Source organism: Williamsia sp. Y712, from assembly GCF_059445525.1.
The window spans coordinates 996,778-1,018,093 of the sequence record NZ_JCAIUN010000001.1; the positions used below are offsets into that span (position 1 = coordinate 996,778).

General features: G+C 63.0%; 21 protein-coding genes. 11 read left to right on the forward strand and 10 right to left on the reverse strand.

Going from position 1 to position 21,316, the window contains the following annotated elements:
- Positions 1-85: 85 nt before the first annotated feature.
- Positions 86-490, forward strand: coding sequence for a VOC family protein (locus AC1D75_RS04880; RefSeq protein ID WP_495514161.1), 405 nt, complete (start codon positions 86-88; stop codon positions 488-490).
- On the opposite strand, the gene AC1D75_RS04885 is transcribed toward AC1D75_RS04880, so the two are convergent.
- Positions 469-1,506: a sigma-70 family RNA polymerase sigma factor gene (locus tag AC1D75_RS04885; protein ID WP_495514162.1), complete on the reverse strand. Its 1,038-nt coding sequence runs from the start codon at positions 1,504-1,506 to the stop codon at positions 469-471. The two genes, AC1D75_RS04880 and AC1D75_RS04885, sit on opposite strands and share 22 nt — an antisense overlap.
- A gap of 56 nt (positions 1,507-1,562) precedes the next feature.
- Positions 1,563-2,039: a nucleoside deaminase gene (locus AC1D75_RS04890; RefSeq protein ID WP_495514163.1), complete on the reverse strand. Its 477-nt coding sequence runs from the start codon at positions 2,037-2,039 to the stop codon at positions 1,563-1,565.
- Between the two features lie 45 nt (positions 2,040-2,084).
- Between AC1D75_RS04890 and AC1D75_RS04895 the strand changes: the two genes are divergently transcribed.
- The 3 genes from AC1D75_RS04895 to AC1D75_RS04905 all read left to right on the forward strand — a co-directional run bounded on the left by AC1D75_RS04895 (position 2,085) and on the right by AC1D75_RS04905 (position 4,760).
- Positions 2,085-2,888, forward strand: coding sequence for a DUF72 domain-containing protein (locus AC1D75_RS04895; protein ID WP_495514164.1), 804 nt, complete (start codon positions 2,085-2,087; stop codon positions 2,886-2,888).
- Positions 2,889-2,975: 87 nt separating this feature from the next.
- Positions 2,976-3,959 (forward strand): YihY/virulence factor BrkB family protein, encoded by a 984-nt coding sequence (locus AC1D75_RS04900; RefSeq protein ID WP_495514165.1) that lies wholly within the window; start codon positions 2,976-2,978, stop codon positions 3,957-3,959.
- 99 nt (positions 3,960-4,058) lie between these two features.
- Positions 4,059-4,760, forward strand: coding sequence for a hypothetical protein (locus AC1D75_RS04905; RefSeq protein WP_495514166.1), 702 nt, complete (start codon positions 4,059-4,061; stop codon positions 4,758-4,760).
- Between the two features lie 81 nt (positions 4,761-4,841).
- Here the strand turns inward: AC1D75_RS04905 and AC1D75_RS04910 are convergent, their stop codons facing one another.
- From AC1D75_RS04910 to AC1D75_RS04920, 3 genes are read right to left on the reverse strand one after another with little or no spacing between them, the layout of a single operon-like run.
- The gene (locus AC1D75_RS04910; protein WP_495514167.1) at positions 4,842-6,068 is read right to left on the reverse strand and encodes an SfnB family sulfur acquisition oxidoreductase; all 1,227 of its coding nucleotides are present in this window, start codon (positions 6,066-6,068) and stop codon (positions 4,842-4,844) included.
- Positions 6,065-7,183, reverse strand: a complete 1,119-nt coding sequence (gene sfnG, locus AC1D75_RS04915) for a dimethylsulfone monooxygenase SfnG (RefSeq protein WP_495514168.1) — start codon at positions 7,181-7,183, stop codon at positions 6,065-6,067. The genes AC1D75_RS04910 and sfnG overlap by 4 nt, the downstream gene beginning before the upstream one ends.
- A gap of 35 nt (positions 7,184-7,218) precedes the next feature.
- The gene (locus tag AC1D75_RS04920; protein ID WP_495514169.1) at positions 7,219-8,397 is read right to left on the reverse strand and encodes an LLM class flavin-dependent oxidoreductase; all 1,179 of its coding nucleotides are present in this window, start codon (positions 8,395-8,397) and stop codon (positions 7,219-7,221) included.
- Between the two features lie 463 nt (positions 8,398-8,860).
- Between AC1D75_RS04920 and AC1D75_RS04925 the strand changes: the two genes are divergently transcribed.
- Entirely contained in the window at positions 8,861-10,219 is a 1,359-nt protein-coding gene (locus AC1D75_RS04925; RefSeq protein WP_495514170.1) for an ROK family protein, read from the forward strand.
- A gap of 122 nt (positions 10,220-10,341) precedes the next feature.
- Here the strand turns inward: AC1D75_RS04925 and AC1D75_RS04930 are convergent, their stop codons facing one another.
- The 3 genes from AC1D75_RS04930 to AC1D75_RS04940 all read right to left on the reverse strand — a co-directional run bounded on the left by AC1D75_RS04930 (position 10,342) and on the right by AC1D75_RS04940 (position 13,216).
- On the reverse strand, positions 10,342-11,196 hold the full coding sequence (locus tag AC1D75_RS04930) for an ABC transporter permease (protein WP_495514171.1): 855 nt from the start codon (positions 11,194-11,196) through the stop codon (positions 10,342-10,344).
- Positions 11,196-12,176 carry an ATP-binding cassette domain-containing protein gene (locus AC1D75_RS04935; protein WP_495514172.1) on the reverse strand — a complete coding sequence of 327 codons (981 nt, stop codon included), beginning with the start codon at positions 12,174-12,176 and terminating at the stop codon, positions 11,196-11,198. Before AC1D75_RS04935 ends, AC1D75_RS04930 begins: the two co-directional genes overlap by 1 nt.
- Before the next feature lie 218 nt (positions 12,177-12,394).
- Complete coding sequence (locus AC1D75_RS04940) at positions 12,395-13,216, reverse strand: VOC family protein (RefSeq protein WP_495514173.1); 822 nt, start codon at positions 13,214-13,216, stop codon at positions 12,395-12,397.
- Positions 13,217-13,360: 144 nt separating this feature from the next.
- On the opposite strand from AC1D75_RS04940, the gene AC1D75_RS04945 reads away from it, so the two are divergent.
- From AC1D75_RS04945 to AC1D75_RS04965, 5 genes are all read left to right on the forward strand, one after another.
- Entirely contained in the window at positions 13,361-13,765 is a 405-nt protein-coding gene (locus AC1D75_RS04945) for a TOBE domain-containing protein (RefSeq protein ID WP_495514174.1), read from the forward strand.
- Positions 13,762-14,550, forward strand: coding sequence for a molybdate ABC transporter substrate-binding protein (gene modA / locus AC1D75_RS04950; RefSeq protein WP_495514175.1), 789 nt, complete (start codon positions 13,762-13,764; stop codon positions 14,548-14,550). Before AC1D75_RS04945 ends, modA begins: the two co-directional genes overlap by 4 nt.
- Entirely contained in the window at positions 14,547-15,347 is an 801-nt protein-coding gene (locus AC1D75_RS04955) for an ABC transporter permease (RefSeq protein WP_495514176.1), read from the forward strand. The genes modA and AC1D75_RS04955 overlap by 4 nt, the downstream gene beginning before the upstream one ends.
- Before the next feature lie 10 nt (positions 15,348-15,357).
- Positions 15,358-16,419, forward strand: coding sequence for a sulfate/molybdate ABC transporter ATP-binding protein (locus AC1D75_RS04960; protein WP_495514177.1), 1,062 nt, complete (start codon positions 15,358-15,360; stop codon positions 16,417-16,419).
- A gap of 293 nt (positions 16,420-16,712) precedes the next feature.
- Positions 16,713-17,636: an ABC transporter substrate-binding protein gene (locus AC1D75_RS04965; RefSeq protein WP_495514178.1), complete on the forward strand. Its 924-nt coding sequence runs from the start codon at positions 16,713-16,715 to the stop codon at positions 17,634-17,636.
- Positions 17,637-17,711: 75 nt separating this feature from the next.
- Here AC1D75_RS04965 and AC1D75_RS04970 read toward each other — a convergent pair whose 3' ends face one another.
- The gene (locus AC1D75_RS04970) at positions 17,712-18,776 is read right to left on the reverse strand and encodes an NADP-dependent oxidoreductase (RefSeq protein ID WP_495514179.1); all 1,065 of its coding nucleotides are present in this window, start codon (positions 18,774-18,776) and stop codon (positions 17,712-17,714) included.
- 108 nt (positions 18,777-18,884) lie between these two features.
- Here AC1D75_RS04970 and AC1D75_RS04975 point away from each other — a divergent pair, with 108 nt between their 5' ends.
- On the forward strand, positions 18,885-20,468 hold the full coding sequence (locus tag AC1D75_RS04975) for an MFS transporter (protein ID WP_495514180.1): 1,584 nt from the start codon (positions 18,885-18,887) through the stop codon (positions 20,466-20,468).
- 32 nt (positions 20,469-20,500) lie between these two features.
- Here AC1D75_RS04975 and AC1D75_RS04980 read toward each other — a convergent pair whose 3' ends face one another.
- Positions 20,501-21,289, reverse strand: a complete 789-nt coding sequence (locus tag AC1D75_RS04980) for an SDR family NAD(P)-dependent oxidoreductase (protein ID WP_495514181.1) — start codon at positions 21,287-21,289, stop codon at positions 20,501-20,503.
- Positions 21,290-21,316 lie beyond the last annotated feature (27 nt).

A 21,316-nucleotide genomic window follows, 5' to 3' on the forward strand; every position in this document is an offset into this window, starting at 1 on the left:
GGTGCCCGCGATTACTTTTCGGACGGGTAAGGGTCTGCACTTTCAGAATTGTCGACCAGAACACCCAGATACGGAGTACCCGCCAATGTCCCGCATGATGTTCCTGAACACCACGGCCACCGACATCCCTGCGACCCGAACGTTTTTCGCCGGGCTGGGATTCGAGTTCAACGACACGTTCTGCGACGAGAACACGCTGTGTTTGATCATCAACGACCTGACCTTTGTGATGTTCTTGACCCCGGCCCGGTTCGAGGACTTCATCACCGGTGGGATCAGCGACACGAGCAAGGATCGTGAGGTGTTGATCGCGGTCTCTGCCGAATCGCGCGAAGCCGTTGACGCCTTGGCCGACAAGGCACTCGCGACCGGAGGTTCAGCCTGGATGGACCCGCAGGATCACGGCTTCATGTACGGCCGCAGCTTCCTCGACCTGGACGGTCACGTGTGGGAGGTCAGCTGGATGGATCAATCGGCGATCGAGGGCTGAGTGTCAGCCGTCCGGGTTGTCGGTGATGCGGTGGCCGGCAACCCGAACCGGGCAAAGTCTTCGACCATCGTTTGAGAGAAGAAAACCACGACATGCGCGACACCGCCCCGGGTGATGTCGAGAACCTGTAGCTGAAAAGGGCGATGTACGCCGTCCTCTGGATCGCGCATGTACAGCCCGAAAGCAGGCTGGCCATTGGCGGTGGTGGGGAGGAGCACCATGTCGTCGGCTTTCTCGGCCGGGCAGTTGTGTTCGATGAGCCTGCCGATGACAGCCGGGCCCTGGTACCAACCGGTGAAGGGCGGCATCTCCCAGATCGCCTTGTCGGTGAAGAGTGCCACGATGGCGTCGATGTTGTAGGTCTCGAAGGCCTCGACCCACTTCTGCAGCATTTCCCGTTGCGCCTGGTCATCGGGTTCGGTGATGGAATCGCGTTCGGGTGACACCTCTTTGAGCTGGGCTCGCGCCCGCTGCAGGAGACTGTTGACCGTTGCGGTGGTCAGGTCGAGGGTTTCGGCGACCTCTGCCGCCCGCCACTGCAACACATCACGCAGGATCAACACGGCCCGCTGGCGCTCGGGCAGATGCTGGAGCGCGGCGATGAAAGCGAGTCGAATCGATTCGCGGGCCCCGACGATGGTGGCCGGGTCCGCGGTCTCGGAGAGCGTCTCATCGGAGTCGGCGAACGGCTCGAGCCAGGGCACCTCGTTGTCTTGCAGTAGAGGAGCCTCTGGATCGTACGAATCACCACCGAGGCCGGATGGCAATGGCCGACGCTGCTTGGAACCCAACGCGGTCAGGCAGGTGTTGGTGGCGATCTTGTAGAGCCAGGTGCGGACCGAGGCGCGGCCGTCGAAGTTGGAGTACCCACGCCAGGCCCGGATGAAGGTCTCCTGGAGCAGGTCCTCGGCGTCGTGGTGCGAGCCCATCATCCGATAGCAATGCGCCAGCAACTCACGACGGAACGGTTCGGTGACTTCCAGAAAGTCGGAGTCCGCTGACGTCTCAACAGTCATGTGGCACAGATTACGGGAGCAGTCGGACACCGAACAGCCCAAAAGGGCACGATCGGTCAGTTGTTCCAGAATCCTTCATGTATTTCGGCGGCCTCGGGCATCGGGATCGGACCGTGCACCGCCGTGGGACGCTGGCCGGCCGCAAAGACCTCGCGACAGGGCAGCGCCATCGTCGGATTGTGCTCATCGGCCCCGGTGATGGTGGCCAGGTCGGCCTCCGACAGGGCGTAGACGACGGTGCCGATCCCGGCCCAATAGACCGCTCCCGAGCACATCGCACAGGGCTCGGCCGAGGTGTACATGGTCATCGTGGCGAGTTCGGCGGGCGTGAACCGGCCAGAAGCCATCCGGGCGAGATTGGTTTCCGCATGTCCGGTGGCGTCCCGTCCGGTTTCCACCGTGTTCTGTGCTTCGAAGACAACTTCTCCCGTGCTGGTGGCCAGCAATGCACCAAATGGGTGATTCCCGGATTCACGGGAGAGTCGGGCCACCGCAACAGCGCGGCGCAACAGGTGGTCGTCGATATCGCTCATGGATATCAGTGTGCCGGGTGTGGCCATTGGTGTAGTGGTTGAGGGGTGATTCGAGTAGGGACTTCCGGGTGGGTGTATCCGCCTTGGCGCGGTGAGTTCTACCCGCCGGGCCTGGCGCAGCGTCGTGAACTCGAGTACCTCTCCCGCACCTTGAATTCGGTCGAGATCAACGGTTCCTTCTACTCGTTACAACGCCCAACGAGCTATCAGAAATGGGCGCAGCAGGTTCCCGACGACTTCGTGTTCGCGGTGAAGGGGCCCCGATTCATCACGCATATGAAGCGCCTTGTCGATGTCGATCAACCACTTGCGACGTTTCTGGCCTCGGGCGTCCTGGCGTTGGGACCCAAGCTCGGACCGGTGCTCTGGCAACTGCCCCCGAATCTGCCGTTCGACCCGGAGGTGATCGCCGCGTTTGCCGATCTGTTGCCCCGGACCACCGCGGAGGCCGCGACGATGTCGCAGGGCCATAGCGACAAGGTCGACGGACGCGCCTGGACGACAACCGATGCCGATCGCGCGTTGCGGCACGCGATGGAGGTTCGGCACCCGAGCTTCGACACCCCTGCGGTTCCAGAACTGTTGCGGGAGAAGAACATCGCACTGGTCTTGGCGGATTCGGCGGGCAAGTTCCCGGTGATCGACGAGGTGACCGCGGACTTCGTGTACGCCCGGCTGCACGGTGAGCACGAGTTGTACACCAGTGGATACACCGACGATGCCCTCGACCGGTGGGCGTCGCGTTTTCGGGAACGTGCGGCAGGCAGTGACGTCTACGTCTATTTCGACAACGACGCCAAGGTGCGCGCACCCCACGACGCGCGGGCACTGCTCGACCGGCTCGGGTGAGGCACCGGGTAGCGTTGTCGGTCAGCGCACTCGGTTTGTGAACGGCGCCAATTTTTTCAGGATGTCGGTATGACTTGAGGTGCTCTGATGATCGACCGACTCGACAGGCTGCAAAGACGGCATCCGGTCCTGGGCTTCGGCATCGCTGTCATCTACAAGTTCGTCGATGATCAAGGTGGCTATCTCGCGGTCTTGATCACCTATTACGCTTTCCTGTCGTTGTTCCCGCTGCTGCTGGTGCTCACCACCACGGTCGGCATCGTCCTGGAGGGCAATCCCGAACTCCAACGAACGGTGATCGATTCGGCACTGAGTCAGTTCCCGGTCATCGGTGATCAACTCGGAACACCGCAGGAACTGAGCGGCGGTGTCGCCGGCATCGTCATCGGTCTGATCGGCGCCCTCTACGGTGCCTCCGGCATCGGGCAGGCCACCCAGAATGCGATGAACACGGCGTGGCAGGTGCCGCGAAACAGCCGGCCGAATCCGATCCTGTCGCGGGCGCGAAGTCTGCTGTTGCTCACACTCATTGCGCTGGCGCTCGTCGCGACGACGGTCCTTTCGACATTCGGTGGGCTCTCGGGTCCGCTGAACATGTGGCAGAGCATCGTGGTGGGTTTGGGTGCGGTACTGACCAACTCGATGATCTTTGCCGTTGGCTTCCGGCTGAGCACAACATCCAAGAGCGTGAGCTATCGCGATGTGTTGCCGGGCGCAATTGTCATGGGCGTGGTGTGGCAGCTGTTGCAGACCTTTGGAGCGGTCTATGTGACGGGTGTGGTCAGGAACGCCAGCACCACGAACAGCGTCTTCGCGGTGGTGTTGGGTCTACTTGCGTACTTCTATCTGGCGGCAATCGCCGTTGTCATATCCGCCGAGATCAACGTGGTGCGCAAACACCGGCTGTATCCCCGGGCATTGCTGACCCCGTTCACCGACAACGTCGATCTGACCCGGGGCGATCGAAAGACCTACACGCGGCAGGCGAAGGCCCAGCGGGCCAAGGGATTTGAGCAGGTCACGGTCACTTTTGAGAAGCCTAATCAGGCGGACGAGAAACATGAAGGTTAGCAAAAGCAATAAAGTCTGATGCAGGAACTTACGCTGCAGTAAGTTCTTATGCACCACGCATCAGTGTTAGTGATCAGAAAGGCTCCACGAAAAATGGGGATGAAGACCCGTGTTGTTTCTTCGGCCGCAGCGATAGCCGCCACACTCACCCTCGGTGTCGCACTGGCCGGCCCGGCCGCTGCCGAGACCATCGATCTCGAGGTCGATTACACCGCCAACACCTCGACCGTCATCAAGAAGCTGAATCAGAAGGTCGACTTCCCGGCGACCCCGCTCGTCACGACGCTGAGCCTGGATTACCCCAGTCTCGAAAAAGGCACGCTCAGTGGCCAGCTGAATCTCCCCACCACCAGCACCGACCTCAAACTCGGACCACTGAACCTGGCAACGATCACGATGTCGATCGTTGATCCCTCCGAGGTCACCGGCACCGCGGCGATCGACCTGGAGACATTCGACGTGAGCCTGAAGGCTCAGCAGAGTTTCAAGATCAAGATCGACAGCATTCAGCCGCTGGGCATCAGCACCGGTTCGGCAAATCTGAACCTGCTCTCCCCGAAAGCGAACTGTGTGACGTCGGTGACCACGGCCAACCTGAGCGGCACGGCCAACCTCAACGAGGGTCTCGACACCGTCCTCAGTGGCACCTACGAGATCCCGGCGTTCACCGGCTGCGGCAACCTCGTCGGCCCCGTGCTCAACTCACTGGTCTCGGGCCCCGGCAACACCCTGACGGTGGATCTGAAGACCAACACAGACGGCGCCGCCACCTCCATGCTCCGGCAGGCAGCGAGCAGCTAGACCGGAACCTTCGGGCGAACCTACAAACAGCTCATGCCCATGCACACCGCGGTGCGCATGGGCATGAGTGGTATTCGGCGATCAGATGACTCCGTGTAGCGGCGGTGGTTCGCCGTGGAGCAGGGTGCGTCCGATGTGCTGATACTTCCAACGCACAGGGTCGTGCAGGGTGTGGGTCCGGGCGTTGCGCCAGAAGTGGTCGAGTCCGAGATCAGCTGCCGCGCTGCGTGTTCCCGATACCTCGAACAGGGCCGACGACACGTCGTTGGCGGCCCGGTCCGCGACGATCTTGGCCGTCGCGACCGCGATCGACGCCTCGGCCGCACGCTCGACCGCGTTCTCCGCGGTCGCCGAGAACGTCTCGTCCACGGCGTTTCCGGCCACAGCCAATGTTGCTTCGGCCGTGCGGACTTCGACGGCGAGTTCGCCGAAGCGCTGGATCAGCAGCGGATCGTCGATCGCCCGATCAACGCCAGCCTCGAACCATGGCCTGCTCTTTGTCCGCGCGAAATCGGTTGCGGCGCGCAGGGCGCCACGTGCGATACCGGCGTCGATCGCAACATGCAGCAACTGGGCAAACGCGCCGTAGCCGGCCGGGACATCGATCACCTTCGCCCGGGCCACCAGCTGCTGCGGTTGCACGGTCACGGCTTCGAAGGAGATCGTGCCACTACCCGTGGTGCGCTGTCCGATGCCGTTCCAGTCGTCCACGATGCGGACCCCGGCGATATCGGCGGGTATGAACGCCACGTATTCGCCGGTCTCCAGCCCTGATTCACCGTTCGGGTCGTCCAGCCGTGCGAGCACCGCCAGCGTGTGGGCGTACAGGGAACCCGTGCAGTAGAACTTCGAACCATCGAGCTGCAGGCTTCCCGAAACGGGTTTGATCGTTGTCGAGATGTCGGCAATCGTTTTGCCACCGCGCTCGGACTGCGCGTTGGCGATGCGACCACCGCCGAGGACATCCGAGAAGATGTCCCGCTGCTGGGTCGGAGTACCGGCCAGCCGCAACAGATTCAGATACACGAAATGGCTGTGTGGGATCTGCGCGATATTCGGATCGGCCGTGGCCAGGATCCGGACGATCTCGGCCACGACGCCGGGCGTCAGGTCGGCGCCACCGAACTGCGTTGGCACGGTGATCGCCAACAGTCCGCTGGCCGAGAGCTCGTCGATCTCACGGTGGGGGAGCTTGCGGTCACGGTCACGGCCGGCGGCCCCGGTGGCAAAATGTGCCGCCAGGGTGTGTGCGGTTGAAAGTGCCTGTTCCGCAGAGTCGATGCGGGTTGCGATCGCGGTACTGCTCACGACGCGTTGACACCGGCTGCTTCGTCCGCCGCTTCGATTTCACGAACCAGCGGGAGCACCTTGGCACCGAAGTACTCGATCTCTTCCTGGAAGTGCAGGAAGCCGCCGAGTACCAGGTCGACCCCGAGACGCTTGTAGGCGACGATTCGTTCGGCGACCTGCTCGGGGGTGCCGATGAGCTTGGTCTTGAAACCGTCGTTGTACTGCACGAGATCCTCGAACGAGGAATCTGCCCACATGCCCTTGTGGTCAGAGGTGGAAGCGCCTGCCTGCTGTACCGCGTCACGGAAGCCCTCAACCGCAGGACGATTGGCCTTCGAGATGATCTCGCGGAGGGTGTCGTGTGCTTCGGCCTCGGTGTCCCTGGCGATGATGAATCCGTTGAGGCCGAACTTGACCTCGCGGTTGTGCGCCCGGGCCACGGCCCGCAGATCCTCGACCTGCTCGGTCACACCGTCGAAGTCCTTGCCGTTGGAGAAGTACCAATCGGCGTACCGGCCACCGTTGTTGCGGGCCGCGGTGGAGTTACCGCCCTGGAACAGTTCGGGATTCGGGCGCTGCGGGGTGTTGAGCGGTTTCGGTTTGAGGGTGAAGTCGCGGATCCGGTAGAAGTCGCCGGCGTATTCGACGTTGTCCTCGGTCCAGATCTTCCGGATCACCTCGAGGAACTCGGCACTGCGTCGATAGCGTTCATCATGTTCGAGCCACGGTTCGCCGAGCGCCTTGAACTCACCGGAGAACCATCCGGACACCACGTTGATCGCGAAGCGGCCGTTCGACAGGTGATCGGCAGTGGCACCGAACTTGGCGAGCACTGCGGGATGCCACAGTCCGGGATGGACCGCCGCGATCACCTTCAGCTTCTCGGTCGCACCGAGCAGTGCAAGGCTGAAAGATGTTGATTCGTGCTGGAACTCGGCACCGTACGAGGCCATGTAGCGCACCTGTGACAGGGCGTACTCGAAGCCGTTGTTCTCGGCGGTCCGGGCGAGCTTCTTGTTGTATTCGAAGTCCCAGCCGGTGCGCTGTTCGATGTCGCTGGTGACCAGGCCGCCACTGACGTTGGGCACCCAGTACGCGAACTTGATCTGGTCGGAAATTTTCTCGGTGGTCATGGGCTCTTCTCCGGATGTTGTGGCGGAAGCAGGGTTTACGAGGCGCTGGCCGGCTCGTACGAGCTCAGGAACGCGCCACGCACTGGTTCGCGTGCGTGATCGTCGCCATCGAGCAATCCGCGCCGGATCAGACGCGGACGTACGCCTTCACCGAAGTGGTAGGCCTCTTCGACGTGCGGATATCCGGAGAGGATGAAGTGGTCGAGGCCGAGTGCGGCATATTCTTCGATCCGGTCGGCAACCTCATCGTGCGACCCGACAAGTGCGGTTCCGGCGCCACCGCGGACCAGGCCCACCCCGGTCCAGAGGTTGGGATAGATCTCCAATGAGCGGGCGTCGGTGGTCGAGTTGAAAGCGGCTCCACCGCTGTGGAGTTCGAGCATCCGCTTCTGTCCTTCGGACTCGGACTGCGCGAGGTTCTTCTGCGCGCCGGCCACCACCGCCGGATCGAGGGCTCCGAGGAGTCGATCTGCCTCGGCCCATGCCTGTTCGGAGGTGTCGCGGGAGATGACGTGCAGCCGGATCCCGTACGTCGGTTCGCGGCCTTCGGCGGCGGCGAGTCCGCGGATCCAGTTGAGCTTGGCGGCGACGGCGTCGGGCTTTTCGCCCCAGGTCAGGTAGGTATCGGCGAACTTCGAGGCCACAGCACCCGCAGCAGGCGAAGACCCGCCGAAGAAGACAGGGGGCAGCGGATCGGGGCGCCGGGCGAGCTGTGCGCCCTGTACTCGGAGGTGCTTGCCGGTGAAGTCGACGGGTGCGTCCTCGGTCCACAGACGTCGGACGATGTCGAGGAACTCGCCGCAACGCTCGTAGCGGGCGTCTTTGGAGAGGAAGTCGCCGAAGGCGCGCTGCTCCGACGCTTCACCGCCGGTCACGACGTTGAGGAGCAACCGTCCCTTGGATTGCCACTGGTAGGTGGCAGCCATCTGCGCCGCGAGGGTCGGGCTGGTCAGCCCTGGACGCATAGCGACCAGGAACTTGAGGGTGTCGGTGGTCTCCAAGAGCATCGCCGTCGACAGCCAGGCATCCTCACACCACAGGCCGGTCGGGGTGAGGACGGCTTCGAAACCGTTGACCTCGGCAGCGCCGGCAATTTGGTTCAGATAACGCAGGGTTGCCGGGCGATCGCCTGACATGTCCGAACCGTGACCACCTGCCATCAGATTCCGGGAGTCGCCATATGTCGGCAGGAACCAATGGAAATGCAGGGACACGATAGGTGCCTTTCTCTTGGAAACGGGGAACGTCTCTTGGAAACGAGGAACGCAACTCAGTGTGGGCTGTATTCGGGATTCGTTTCCACAATTTCGTTCGTCGTGATTTCAAGTCGACGTGGAGGTCGGCGCCGGGGCTATTGTCGCCGGTGAGCTGCGCTGCAGCCGGGGTTCGACAGGTCGCCGCAATCAGTTCGCGTTACCTGGTGCCCATCGGTGGATCGTTTGCAGCCCGGTTGTGTCACTGCTATGTTTGCGCCTATGTCGAGCGCAGGTCACCACATCCCGGAGGTCACTTATATGACCACCGCACTGGGATGTCGTCTGCCGTTTGCTCGCGTCCTCTGTTGTCGAATGTCCTGATCTGATCTCGCCGCGCTCGCGGCATTTTCCGAATCTGACAACTTCCCGCGCTGGAGAACCCATCGGTTCTCCAGGTGCGATCATTCGACGAGGACATCCGATGACTGCAACACTTGATCACCGCATCACTTCTGGCTCCACCCCCACTCGCTCCACCGTCACACGTCCGTCCGAGCGAAGCGGTTCGCGACCTCTGGTCGGTTCCCGCGTCACCGCGCCAGGGCGTCCTGCCCGTCCGCTGGGTGTTCCCGGCCCGAAGAAGGCACCCAAGATTCACATCGCGAACCCGCAGCTGCATCTGTCGACCAAGCCTGCAGCGGTTGTGCTGCGGGCTGCGCGTCTTCACGGACCGGTGTTCCGGGACGCGGCATCAAGTGCCTCAGGACTGAGTATCTCGACCGTGAACCGGCAGGTCAGCGCGTTGTTGAAGTCCGGTCTGTTGCGGGAGCGGGCCGACCTGGCACCGGCAGGTGCCATCGGGCGCCCACGGTTGCCCTTCGAGCTGAACACCGCTGATTTCTTGACCGTTGGCATCCACATCGGCCTCAAGGTCACCTCGATCACCACCCACGACCTCTTCCATCGTGTTGTCGGTGCCATTCAGATCCCGACGCCGGTTGCGGACACACCGGAACAGGCTCTGACGTCGATTGGTCTGAGCACCAAGCGTTTCTTGTCTCGCTGGCCGAACAAGAAGATGCTGTGGACCGGCGTTGCGCTTGCCGGCCGGGTCGACAAGGCCGGCCGTAACACCCACCCGCGACTCGTCTGGGAATCTGCCCCGGTCGGCGAGGTACTCGCGTCGGTCATCGGTCTGCCGATCTCGGTGGCCTCGCACGTGGAAGCCATGGCCGCCGCGGAACTGCTGCTCAACCCCCAGGCCGAACTGCTGGTGGACCCGGCTGAAGAGGGCGGCAGCTTTGTCTACTTCTACGCCCGTGAATCGGTGGGTATCGCGTTCACCGTCGGCGGCAGCGTCTACACACCGGCAGGCGGACCGCCGGAGATCGGTCACTTCCCGGTCGGGAAGACCGCACTGCTCGACCCCACGGGGACCGGACAACTCGAGTCGACGGTCAGCGACACCGGCATCGTCGATGCCGCGATCGCTGCGGGCCTTGCGATCGCCAACGTCGACGAGGTGCACCAGTTGGCGGCCGAGGGACACGAACTCGCTCGCGCGATCCTGGCCGAGCGCGCAGCGGTCTTGGGCCGTGCGGTCGGTCTGATCGGGGACATCTTCAATCCCGACCACGTTGTCCTCGGCGGCCAGGCATTCACCGATGCTCCCTCGACGCTTCCGATGGTCGCCCAGGCCGTTCGTGAAACGTCTGTCGCTCCGCGGCGCGACGTTCGCGTGTCACGTTCCGGCGCAACAGTTCAGCAGCAGGCAGCAGGCGCGGTCTCACTCGATGCGATCTACAGCGATCCCATCGAAGCCCTCGCACGTACCGCGTAAACCTTTCGCCGAACAGCCCGAAAACCGCCGACCGGGCCGAAATCACCTGCGTAACCGCATTATTGGCACGGTCAACGGTGATCAGGACACGCTCGACGGCTTTGACCCGACGATTTGGTTGGTCAGTCGGTGGTGCGCTTGTGGTACGCGAACAAGGCGAATGGGGCGAAGATCAGGGTCAAAGCCACTGACCACAGGACCGTTGCGAGTTCAGGATTCTGCAGTGGCCAGGGTGCCCCGGCCGGAGCAGTCGGGCCGTTGCCCCATAGTTCACGCATGGCCTGCACCAGTGCCGAGATGGGATTCCACTCGGCGATGGTCCGCAACCATGACGGCATCGGGGCAGTCGGCACGAATGCGTTGGACAGGAACGTGATCGGGAACAGCAATGTGAACATGACACCGTTGACCGCTTCGGGTGATCGCATGATCGATCCGATGAGGATCCCGAACCAGATCATCGAGAAGCCGAACAGTAGTACCAGCGCAAATGCCAAGACTGCCTTGAGGAATCCCTCGTTGATGCTCCACCCGATCAACAGGCCGGTGATGGCCATGACCACGATGCCGATCGATGAGTGGATCAGCGCCGCCACCGATCGGCCGACGAGCACCGATGATCGCGACATCGGTAGCGACCGGAACCGGTCGATGATGCCCTTCTCCAAATCGTTCGTGAGACCGAGTGCCACGATGAATGCGGAGAATGCGATCGTTTGGCCCATGATCCCGGGCAGCAACCACTCCTTGTAGTCGAAGCCCGAACCGGGATTGATCGATGCCCCGAAGACGTATGCGAACAGCAACACGAACATGATCGGCTGCACCGTCACATCCGACAGCATCTCGGGTTGGCGTTTGGTGTGAATCAGGTTGCGTCGCACCATGACCAGCGATTCCCGCAGTAGGTCGGGGCGTCCTACTGTGAAATCGCGGGTGGCCTGCTTGCCGGTTGTGCCTGCAGCGGTGGTGGTCATCAGTTGGTCTCCTCGGTGTCGGCATCTTCTGCGCGATGCCCGGTGAGTGAGAGGAAGACGTCGTCGAGGCTGGGGCGGGTCAGTCCGATGTCGTCGACCTCGATTTCGCTGCGTTCGAAGATCCCGGCGATCTTGGTCAGGTCGGCGATCCCGTTGGCGGCGGCTGTCAGTTGCCTGGCCGACTCATCCACGAATACCTCCCCGCTGTTCTCACGGAGGAGGCGTGTCGCTTCGGGCAGGTCGCCGGATCTCGACACGGTGAGCACCAGACTGGCCTTGCCCGCCTGCTCTTTGAGTTGCAACGGAGTGCCGGCCGCGATGATCTTGCCCTTGTCGATGACAACGATGTCGTCGGCGAGTTGGTCGGCCTCTTCGAGGTATTGCGTGGTGAGAAGCAAAGTGGTGCCCTGCTTCACCAGTGAGAGCAGAACGTCCCAGAGTTCTTGGCGGCTCCTCGGATCAAGACCGGTGGTCGGTTCGTCGAGGAACAGGACCGGCGGTGACGCCAACAGGCTGACCGCGAGGTCGAGTCGTCGGCGCATACCGCCGGAGTAGGTCTTGACCACCCGATCCGCGGCGTCACTCAGGGAGAACTGTTCGAGCAATTCGTCGCCCGACCGCCGGACCTGTTTGCGGGGCAGCCCGTAGAGGCTGCCGATCATCCACAGGTTCTCGCGGCCGGTCAGCAATTCGTCGACGGTGGCGGCCTGGCCGGTGAGCCCCATCCGGCTACGCACCAGGTCGGGGTTCTCGATCACGTCGTAGCCCGCGATTCTGGCGGTGCCCGACGTCGGCGTGCTCAGAGTGGTCATCATTCGCACGATGGTGGTCTTTCCGGCACCGTTCGGGCCGAGTAGACCCATGACCGAGCCGGGGGGAACGTTGAAACTCACCTCGTCGACAGCCCGGACACCATCGAACTCTTTGACCAGATCGATGGCCTCGATGGCGTAGTCGGTTGCTATGGCGGTGGAGGTCATGTCCGCAACGGTAGCGACGTGGTCTGACATAAGGCCAGTGGTTTTATTGCCGAGCGCCGTGGTTTTACTGCCGAGTACTGCCACTGGGATTCCCCCTGTTGTTGGTTGGCAAGGTGTTGATGCCGATCCTCCGACTTCAAGTGGACATGAAGTCAAGGGCAAAGCGTGATCCCTTACCGGTCATGTCGTGGTGGATGACGAAAATCCGGCGGGTGCGATCAGGATTCGAGGACTTGATGCAGTTTGATCATTGCTCCCCAGGGATCACCGATGGTGGCAAGACGTCCGTAGGGGGTGTCCTCGGGTTCGGTGATCACTGTGCCGCCGAGTTCGGTGGCCCTTGCCGCGGTTGCGTCCGCGCTCTCGACACCGATGTAGATGGACCAGTGCGACGGCACCTCCGGCGGCAGGTACTTCGATGCGTCCATGATCCCGGCGTATCCCTCGCCGGGTCCGGCCCCCGGCAATGCCAGCTGACCGTAGCGGAACTCGTCGGTATCGCTGACGGTCACGAAGGGGCGCTCGAGAACTGTGCTGTAGAACTTCACCGCGGCGGCGTAATCAGTGGTCTGCAGCTCGAAGTAGCAGGGCGCGCCGACCTCGTTCTCGAGTTCGAATCCCTTGTGTTCTTTGGGTTCCCAGAAGCCGAAGACCGCGCCGTGGGGATTGAGGCCAGGTGAGGTCTCGGGATTGCTCCCACTATCGGTCACAAACGTCATCAGCCCCAGTTCTCCGATCTCCATCGGCTCGAAGAGGAGACTGCCGCCGGCCTCGGTGACCTTTTTGGCGGAGGCATTGATGTCGGATGTCTGGAAGTACATCCCCCAGAAGTCCGGTGTGTCGGGCGCCATTTTCGGGCCGATGCCGGCGATCCGCTTGTCTTTGTAGGTAGCTGTGGCGTACCCGCCGAACTGTTCGTCGGGTTCGGTGCAGTCCCAGCCGAAGAGTTCTCCGTAGAACTTCGCGGCGGCGACGGGCTCTGAGCTGGACAGGTCGAACCAGACGGGCACGCCGTCGGGTCGGGAGTCGATGGCAGGCATGGTGTTGGTCTCCTCTTGGCGGGGGATTCGAAAGCTTCACAGGCATAGACCAGGGTGCGCGCGAAAACTCATCGCGACGAGGGGACTCCGCAGATGCGGCTGCCGAGGCTTGACAGAACCGCAGCCGCGGACGAATCTCAGTGGGTGACCGACCTGCGAATCCGTCAAGCCGCCGAACTCCTGGGGATCAGTGACGACACTGTCCGGCGGATGATCGCCACCGATGAATTGTCGGCCCACACCGACGCCTCGGGTCGGCAAGTGGTCGACGGTGCCGAGCTGGCGAAACTGGCCAGCGAGCGGGCGCCGGTGCTGTCCTCATCCGATGCGCCCGTCGCGCGGTCGGCTCGCAACCGCTTCGTCGGTCTGGTCACCGAGGTGAAGTCGGATCCGGTGATGAGTCAGGTGACGATGCAATGCGGTCCGTTCGAGGTCACGTCCTTGATGAGTACCGATGCCGTGCGTGAACTCGATCTCAAACCCGGCTCGGTGGCAACAGCGGTGGTCAAGGCCACGAACGTCATCGTGGAAACGAGGTCCGCCGAATGAGGTCGAGAATCTTTGCAGTGTTCGCACTGTTCCTGTCGGCGGCGCTCCCGGTGGCGGGATGTTCGTCGAGCGATGATGACAACTCGGCGAGTGGCACCGGCAGCGATGGCGCGGACAAGGTCACTCTCACCGTCTTTGCCGCGGCGTCGCTGAAGAAGAGCTTCACCGACCTCGCAACGCAGTTCTCCGAAGACAACCCGAATATCGAGGTGAAGTTCAGCTTCGACGGATCTCAGGTACTTGTCACCCAGATCCAGCAGGGTGCCGATGCGGATGTGATCGCGACCGCCGATGAGAAGAACATGGCGAAACTCGGTGAGGCGGTGAGTGATCCGCAGACATTCGCCACCAATACCCTGACCATCGTCACCCAACCAGGCAATCCGAAGAACATTCAGGGTCTGGATGATCTCACGAAAGATGATGTCAGCACAGTGATCTGCGCGGTCGCCGTGCCGTGTGGCAGTGCCACCGCGAAGGTCGAGGAGAACACCGGAATCGACATCACACCGGTCAGTGAGGAAACAGCGGTGACCGGTGTGCTCACCAAAGTGCAGACCAGGCAGGCCGACGCGGGACTGGTGTACGTCACCGATGCCACCGGTGCCGGCGATACGGTGACCGCCGTAGCCGATCCCGCCTTTGCCTCGGTGGTCAACGCGTACCCGATCGGTGTCGTCGCTGCGAGCAAGAGGAAACAAGCGGCGCAGAAGTTCGTCGACATGGTGCTCGGTACGCAGGGGGCCGCGCTCCTCGGGGCGATGGGCTTCGGTCCTGCGCAGTGAAAACCAGTGGACTGAAAGCTGTTCCGGCCTGGCTGTACATTCCGGCCGTGATCGGCGTGGCCCTGGTGATGCTGCCGCCGATCGCACTTGCCACCAACACGCCGTGGAGTGACTTCTGGGAGAACATCACCTCTGATGTCTCACGGGACGCGCTGTTGCTGAGCCTTCGGACCGCGATGATCAGCACCGTGTTGTGCATCGTGCTGGGTGTGCCGATGGCGATCGTTTTCGCCCGGAGCACCGGTGTGGTCATTCGACTGCTGCGCTCGGTGGTGCTGTTGCCGCTGGTGCTTCCGCCGGTGGTCGGTGGTATCGGATTGATCTATGCCTTCGGCAAATTCGGTCTCGTCGGTGAACATCTGGTGGCGATCGGTATCGATATCGCATTCTCGACCACCGCGGTTGTGCTCGCTCAGACCTTCGTGGCGCTGCCCTTTCTGGTGATCAGTCTCGAAGGTGCGTTGCGCAGCGTCGGCAGCCGGTATGAACGGGTGGCGGCCACATTGGGGGCATCGCCGACGCACACCCTGTGGAAAGTGACCATGCCGCTGGTGTTTCCGGCGTTGCTCTCGGGGATGGTTCTGGCTTTTGCGCGGGCGCTCGGTGAATTCGGTGCCACGATCACTTTTGCGGGCAATCTGCAGGGGGTCACCCAGACCGCGCCGCTGGCGATCTACGTGGAATCGATCAGTGAACCGGAACAGGCCTTGCCGCTCTCGATGGTGCTGGTACTGGTGGCGCTGCTGGTGGTCATCGCCGTGCACCTGCGCGATTCTCATCGGGCGGTTGCGATATGAGCGGGCCGATATGAGTGGGGATCTTGTTGCCGAATTACGCAGTGACGTCCCGTTTCTGGATCTGCAGCTGACAGTCCCGGCCGGTGCCACGGTGGCCGTCCTCGGTCCGAACGGCGCAGGCAAGAGTACGTTGATGAACCTGTTGGCGGGTCTGCTCAAACCCGCATCAGGGACGATAGACGTCGGCCGGCATGAACTCGTCGGCCCGAAAGTGTTTGTCCCGCCGCATAAGCGTGGTGTCGCGATGCTCTCGCAGCAGGGCATGCTCTTCCCTCATCTGACCGTCCGGCAGAATGTCGCGTTCGCTCCGGCGGCGGCACGGCTGCCCCGATCCGAGGTGCGCGCGCGAACGCAGCGGTGGCTCGAAGCAGTGGACGCGATCGACCTGGCAGATCGCAAACCGTCACAGTTGTCGGGTGGACAGGCGCAGCGGGTGTCGCTGGCCCGGGCATTGGCGGCCGATCCGGCGCTCCTGCTACTCGACGAACCGTTCAGCGCACTCGATGTCGATGTGGCGCAGCGTATCCGGGTGCTGTTGCGAGGTATCCTCGCCGATCGTGCTCGCACGACAATGCTGGTGACCCATGACATCGCCGATGCGGTCACGCTGGCGGACTCGGCGATCATCCTGGGTGATGGCAAGGTCGTGGACCGTGGTCCGATCCGTGAACTGCTCACCAGTCCGGCGAATCAGTTCGCGGCGCAGTTGGCCGGACTAAACCTCGTCGCGGGGCGCTGGGACGGGAATGCTCTCGATGCCGGGACCTTCGGCATCACCGGAATGGCCGACACCCCGCTGACCGTCGGCGACCCGGTCATGGCCGCATTTTCGCCGACCGCGGTCGCGATCTACCGGACGCCGCCGAGTGGAAGTCCTCGCAACGTCGTGAAAGCCGTTGTCACACGGATTGTTCCGCAAGGCGATCTGGCCCGGGTGGATACCGGTGTTGGCACCCAGGCGGTCGCTGGGGCGATCACGTGGTCGGCTGTTGCCGACCTCGACCTGGTTGCAGACGACGAGGTCTACCTGGTGATCAAGGCCAGCGAGGTCACGTTGTACCACCCGCGCTGACGGCCTCCGGGCGGCCGCTTCGCCGCTGAGACCAGGAGCCCAGAGGCGCCGAGTGATTGACATCACCATTCGACGCGGGCTAAGTTCATTGAACTGATATCAGTTCGAGTTTCGGTTCCCGCTGTTCCCCCCACGCGGCAGACAATTGTTGCTGTCGCGCGATTCTGGAGGTCTCTTTGAAATTGTCTGCCAGGGCAACGCTTGCGGTCGGCATCGCCGGCGTCCTCTTGCTTTCCGCCGCATGCGGAAATGAGAAATCCGCGTCCGGGCCAGTTGAGGGTAGTTGGGAGGATGTGGTCACCGCCGCTGAGGAGGAAGGTGTCGTCCACCTGTATTCCACCCAACACCCGGAGAATCTGGAGGCGCTGAAAGTAGCTTTCGCGCAGGAGTATCCAGCGATCAAGCTCGAATTCACCCGCGGCACGGACGTCGAGACGAATCCCCGCGTAGAGGCGGAGGTGAGAACAGGGAAGGGCACTGCTGACGTACACATGCTGTCCGACCCGGCGTGGGCGACCACGGCTGCCGATTCCGGTGCGTACTCGGTGGACATCGTCGGACCGGCGTTCGACGATCCGGACTACGACCGCGAGGGCAGCGTTCTGAACAACAAGTTCTTCCTGACCAGCGCGGCGGTCATGGCGTTGGGTTGGAATGTCAATGAACTTCCGCAAGGTTTGCAGTCCCCGGCTGACCTGCTCGATCCGGCTCTGCGCGATCGGGTCGGCGTGGTCAATCCGTCTGGCTTCGCTGCCGTTGTGGATGAATATCAGTTCTTCGAGAAGCGTTGGGGTGACGGCAGCTTCAACGAACAGTTGGCGGCCCTTGATCCGCGTGTCTACCCCAGCTCTCTCGGTATCGCGCAGGCGTTGAGTTCGGGCGAGATCATCGCCACGCCGATGGTGCAACCGTTGGTCCGTGAGATGGAGGCCGGGGCGCCGGTCGACTGGGTGCTTCCGGACCAGGCGTGGGGGACACCGTGGTACTCCCACGTTCTGGCATCGGCGCCACACCCGAATGCTGCGCAGGTGCTGGCGAACTTCTTGGTCACCAGCAAAGGGCAGGAAGCACTGTCGAAGGGTTATGGCAGTGTGCTTTCCGATATTCCGGGATCCGTTGGGCGAGCGCAGGATATTCCGTTCCCCGACACGTCCGCGTTGACGCCGGAGAGCATCGCCAGGTATCAGGAGCAGTGGGAGAAGATGTTTGTGGGTTGAGATCAGCGAATTGCCGTCGTCGCGGTCAGGTTCTCGTGAACCGGCCCCCGGCGGCGGCTTCGCTGCTGCCCGACCTCAGTCGAGGCGGCACAACGTCTTTCCCCTGGTATGACCGTTCAACATTGCCACCAGCGCGGCAGGTGCCTGATCCAGGCCGTGGTACACCGATTCCTGGTGATACATGGTGCCGTCGGCGAGGTGTTGCCCGATCTCGGTGTGGATCTCCGCCGAGAGGTGGTTGAACGAGCCGGCGCGAAAGCCTTGCAGACGCAGACTCTTTGCGGTGATCTGGAACAGGTTTGATGGACCGGGCAGCGGGCTGCTGCGGTCATATGTCGACACGGCGCCGCAGATGGCGACGCGACCGTTCTCGCGCAGGACATCGAGCGCCGCAGCGAGATGGTCACCTCCGACGTTGTCGAAGTATGCGTCGATCCCGTCGGGTGCGGCCTCGGACAACAGTGTGCGGAGATCACCGCTGCGGTAGTCGAATGCACGATCGGCACCGAGGTCGGTGGTGAGGTGGCGGACCTTGTCGGCGCCGCCTGCGGACGCGACGACTCTGGTCCCGCGGAGCCTGGCCAGTTGCACCGCGATGTTCCCGACGGCTCCGGCAGCCGCCGAGACCCACAGCGTGTCGTCCGGTGTGAGGTCGAGTATCTCGAACAGCCCGACGTACGCGGTCAGGCCGGAACTGCCCAGCGGCCCGAGGAACCATTGTGGCTCAAGGCCTCCGGTTTCGATCCTGGTCAATGCGCCCGCACCGCCGAGCGCGCCCTCGGCGCCGGCATCGGCGATCGCATAGTCCCGGTAGCCGTGCATATGGGAGACCAGGTCACCGACAGCGAAGTCGGGGCTGCGGGACTCGACCACCACTCCCAGTGCCAGGCCCGCGAGAGGATCGCCTGCTCGTAGCGCAGGTAGGTACCCGGCCGGAGCGTTGCTGCCCAGGCGGATTCGGATCGACGGATCGATTGACAGCCAGCTGTTCTGCACGAGTACCTGTCCCGGCGTCAGCGCTGGAACGTCTGCTTCCACGATCGTGAAGTGCTCTGGCGTGAGGGCTCCGGTGGGTGCCGAGGCGAGGTGCACGACACGGTTGGCGGTGGCGATGACGAACCTCCGATGAGTGGGATGCACTACCAGCTAAACAAAGGTGAGTTCAGTTTGGGTATTTGGCTGAAAGTAGCACAGACTCGGTATCAACTGAACTAAGTTCAACTACAGACCGATCGACGGAGTTGGAACATGATGAGCAACGCTCAGACGATGAGCCTGGTTGCGCCACTGCGGGTGCGGCGGTTGCGCAATATGCTCGGCTTCTCGCTGAGCGCAAGTGTTGGCGTGTGGATTCTGGTGCTGGCCGTGCAGTGGACGCTCGCCGAAGCCGGGGAATCGGCGGCAACGGTGTCCCTGGTGCAGTTCGCGGCCAGCCTGCCGTTCTTCTTGCTGGCCCTGCCGCTCGGTGCGATCACCGAATTCGTCAGCCATCGGGCACTTCTCGTCGGGACCTCACTGGTTCTGCTGGCGGCGTCGATCCTGCTGTCTGTTCTGCAGCAACTCGGCATGGCCGGCACCCCGGTTCTGATGAGCGCGGTGTTCATCGCCGGCGCGGGGTTGGCCTCGGTTGCCATTGTGTGGCAGGCATTATTGCCGCACATCGTCAGTCGAGACATGTTGATGGTGGTCCCGGCCATCGACGGCGCTGTGTTCAACGGCGCCCGGGCGGTCGGGCCGGTTGTCGGCGGCGCGGTGCTCGCCGGTTTCGGCGCGACGTGGGCTTTCCTGCTCATCGCCGTCCTCTTCGCGCTGTGCGTGGGGATCTCGGCATGGAACGTTCCCGGTGACATCGGACGGGCCGCCACGCATCAACCCGTGACCGCAGCCGTCGGCGGCAGCCTGCGGTTCATCCGGAACTCCCGATGGACGCGACGGTTGTTGTTGCGGCTGACCATGTTCGGCATACCGGCCAGTTGTCTGTGGGGACTGCTTCCGATCGTGGCGCACGAGCGCCTCCAGGTGAGCACATTCGAGTTCGGGGTGCTTTCCGGAGCGATCGGGGTCGGGGCCGTGCTCGGTACCGTCGCGCTGATGCCCGTACGGGCGCGATTGAGCTGGAATCACTTTGTGGCTCTGGGCTCGGGCGCCTACGCGGTTGTGCTCGCCGGAATGGCGGTGGTGCCCTGGTTCAGCGTCATGTTCGTCCTGTTGGTGGTGGTCGGGGCGGCGTGGGTGGGCGTGCAGAGCACATGGATGATCGCCACTCACGCGGCCGTTCCGCCGTGGATCAAGGCGCGAGTGATCGCGTTCATCATGCTGATGTTTCAGGGCAGTCAGGCCGTGGGTTCGGTGTTGTGGGGTGTACTCGCCGACGTCGTCGGTCTGCGCTGGGCAATCCTGTTGTCGGCGTTGATGATGGCCGTATCCGCGATTGAGGTGGTGCGGCGCGGGATCATGCCCAGCCACCAGATCACACCTGATCTCGCCCAGGCTCCGGCGCCGGTCGCTCCACCGCCCGGGCATGAGGGCAAGTGGGTGATCATCGAGACCACCTACCGGGTGGCCCCGGAATGCGCGAGCGGATTCGTCGCGGCGATGGAGGAGTTGCGGCGCTCGCGCCTGCGACTCGGCGCCAGACGATGGACCCTGGCCACCCCGGCGGATGCCTCCGGCACCTTTGTTGAGTACTGCATGTTCAAGGACTGGTCTGAGTATCGGTCGCAGGAGACCGAGCGGCTCACGGTACCGGAGTACCGGCTGCGCACGCTCCTCACGGAGTACCTGGTGACAGAGCCGCGGACGCGGGTACTGATCGAACCGAAGACCCCGTGAGGGGCATGAACACCGTTATCGCACAGCATTTCTCAGGCCGTGAACCGACCACCGTTGCTCAGTAGGACGACGCCCACCAGGTTGACGGCGGCATCGGATGCCAGATACAGGATGTTGTCGGCCAATTCCTGGGGGGAGGCGTAGCCGCGGGCACCGCTGCCGGCCATCGCCTCACGTAGGTGCGCAGGGGTACGGGCCGCCATACCGGTGTCCACCGGGCCAGGTGCGACTGTGTTGACGCGGATACCAAAGGGGGCAACCTCTTTGGCCACGGACTGACTCAGCGCGTGTACACCTGCCTTGGACGCACTGTAGTGCGGGTAGCCGATGAGGGTGTCGAACCCCGAGGATGATCCGATCGTCACGATCGCGCCGCTTCCGGCAGGCTTCATGGCCCGGACAGCCTCGCGCAGAACGAAGAACGTGCCGTCGAGATTGATCGACATGACCCGGCGCCAATCGTCGTCGTCGAGATGCGCGAGGATGTCGATCGGCTCGCCCTTCTCGGCGGCGTCGTACATGCGCTGTTTGCTCTTGGGGTCATCGACACCTGCGGCATGGACAACGACGTCGACGCGGCCCTGGTCGGCGACGATGGTCGCGAAAGCGGTTGCCACTGCGGCCGAATCACTGACGTCGAGTCCGATGGCCTGCCCGACCTCGATCTCGGCTGCGACCGCCTCCGCGGCGACGGCGTTCACATCACAGAGGTAGACGGCCCGGGCCCCGCGGTCGGCGAGCGCCTTGGCGGTTGCCGCACCGATGCCGGATCCGGCGCCGGTCACCACAGCGATTTTGCCGGCGAACTGATTGTCGGTCATCTTCTGCCTTTCGGTTGGGGTCATACG

What these genes read in the sequence shown, in the direction of transcription:
- AC1D75_RS04975 (WP_495514180.1), top strand. Translation starts at nt 18,885, where the DNA reads ATGATGAGCAACGCTCAGACGATGAGCCTGGTTGCGCCACTGCGGGTG.
- AC1D75_RS04940 (WP_495514173.1), bottom strand. Translation starts at nt 13,216, where the DNA reads ATGCCTGCCATCGACTCCCGACCCGACGGCGTGCCCGTCTGGTTCGAC.
- sfnG (WP_495514168.1), bottom strand. Translation starts at nt 7,183, where the DNA reads ATGACCACCGAGAAAATTTCCGACCAGATCAAGTTCGCGTACTGGGTG.
- AC1D75_RS04960 (WP_495514177.1), top strand. Translation starts at nt 15,358, where the DNA reads ATGAGTGGGGATCTTGTTGCCGAATTACGCAGTGACGTCCCGTTTCTG.
- AC1D75_RS04880 (WP_495514161.1), top strand. Translation starts at nt 86, where the DNA reads ATGTCCCGCATGATGTTCCTGAACACCACGGCCACCGACATCCCTGCG.
- AC1D75_RS04900 (WP_495514165.1), top strand. Translation starts at nt 2,976, where the DNA reads ATGATCGACCGACTCGACAGGCTGCAAAGACGGCATCCGGTCCTGGGC.
- AC1D75_RS04980 (WP_495514181.1), bottom strand. Translation starts at nt 21,289, where the DNA reads ATGACCGACAATCAGTTCGCCGGCAAAATCGCTGTGGTGACCGGCGCC.
- AC1D75_RS04890 (WP_495514163.1), bottom strand. Translation starts at nt 2,039, where the DNA reads ATGAGCGATATCGACGACCACCTGTTGCGCCGCGCTGTTGCGGTGGCC.
- AC1D75_RS04925 (WP_495514170.1), top strand. Translation starts at nt 8,861, where the DNA reads ATGACTGCAACACTTGATCACCGCATCACTTCTGGCTCCACCCCCACT.
- AC1D75_RS04930 (WP_495514171.1), bottom strand. Translation starts at nt 11,196, where the DNA reads ATGACCACCACCGCTGCAGGCACAACCGGCAAGCAGGCCACCCGCGAT.
- AC1D75_RS04885 (WP_495514162.1), bottom strand. Translation starts at nt 1,506, where the DNA reads ATGACTGTTGAGACGTCAGCGGACTCCGACTTTCTGGAAGTCACCGAA.
- AC1D75_RS04935 (WP_495514172.1), bottom strand. Translation starts at nt 12,176, where the DNA reads ATGACCTCCACCGCCATAGCAACCGACTACGCCATCGAGGCCATCGAT.
- AC1D75_RS04905 (WP_495514166.1), top strand. Translation starts at nt 4,059, where the DNA reads ATGAAGACCCGTGTTGTTTCTTCGGCCGCAGCGATAGCCGCCACACTC.
- modA (WP_495514175.1), top strand. Translation starts at nt 13,762, where the DNA reads ATGAGGTCGAGAATCTTTGCAGTGTTCGCACTGTTCCTGTCGGCGGCG.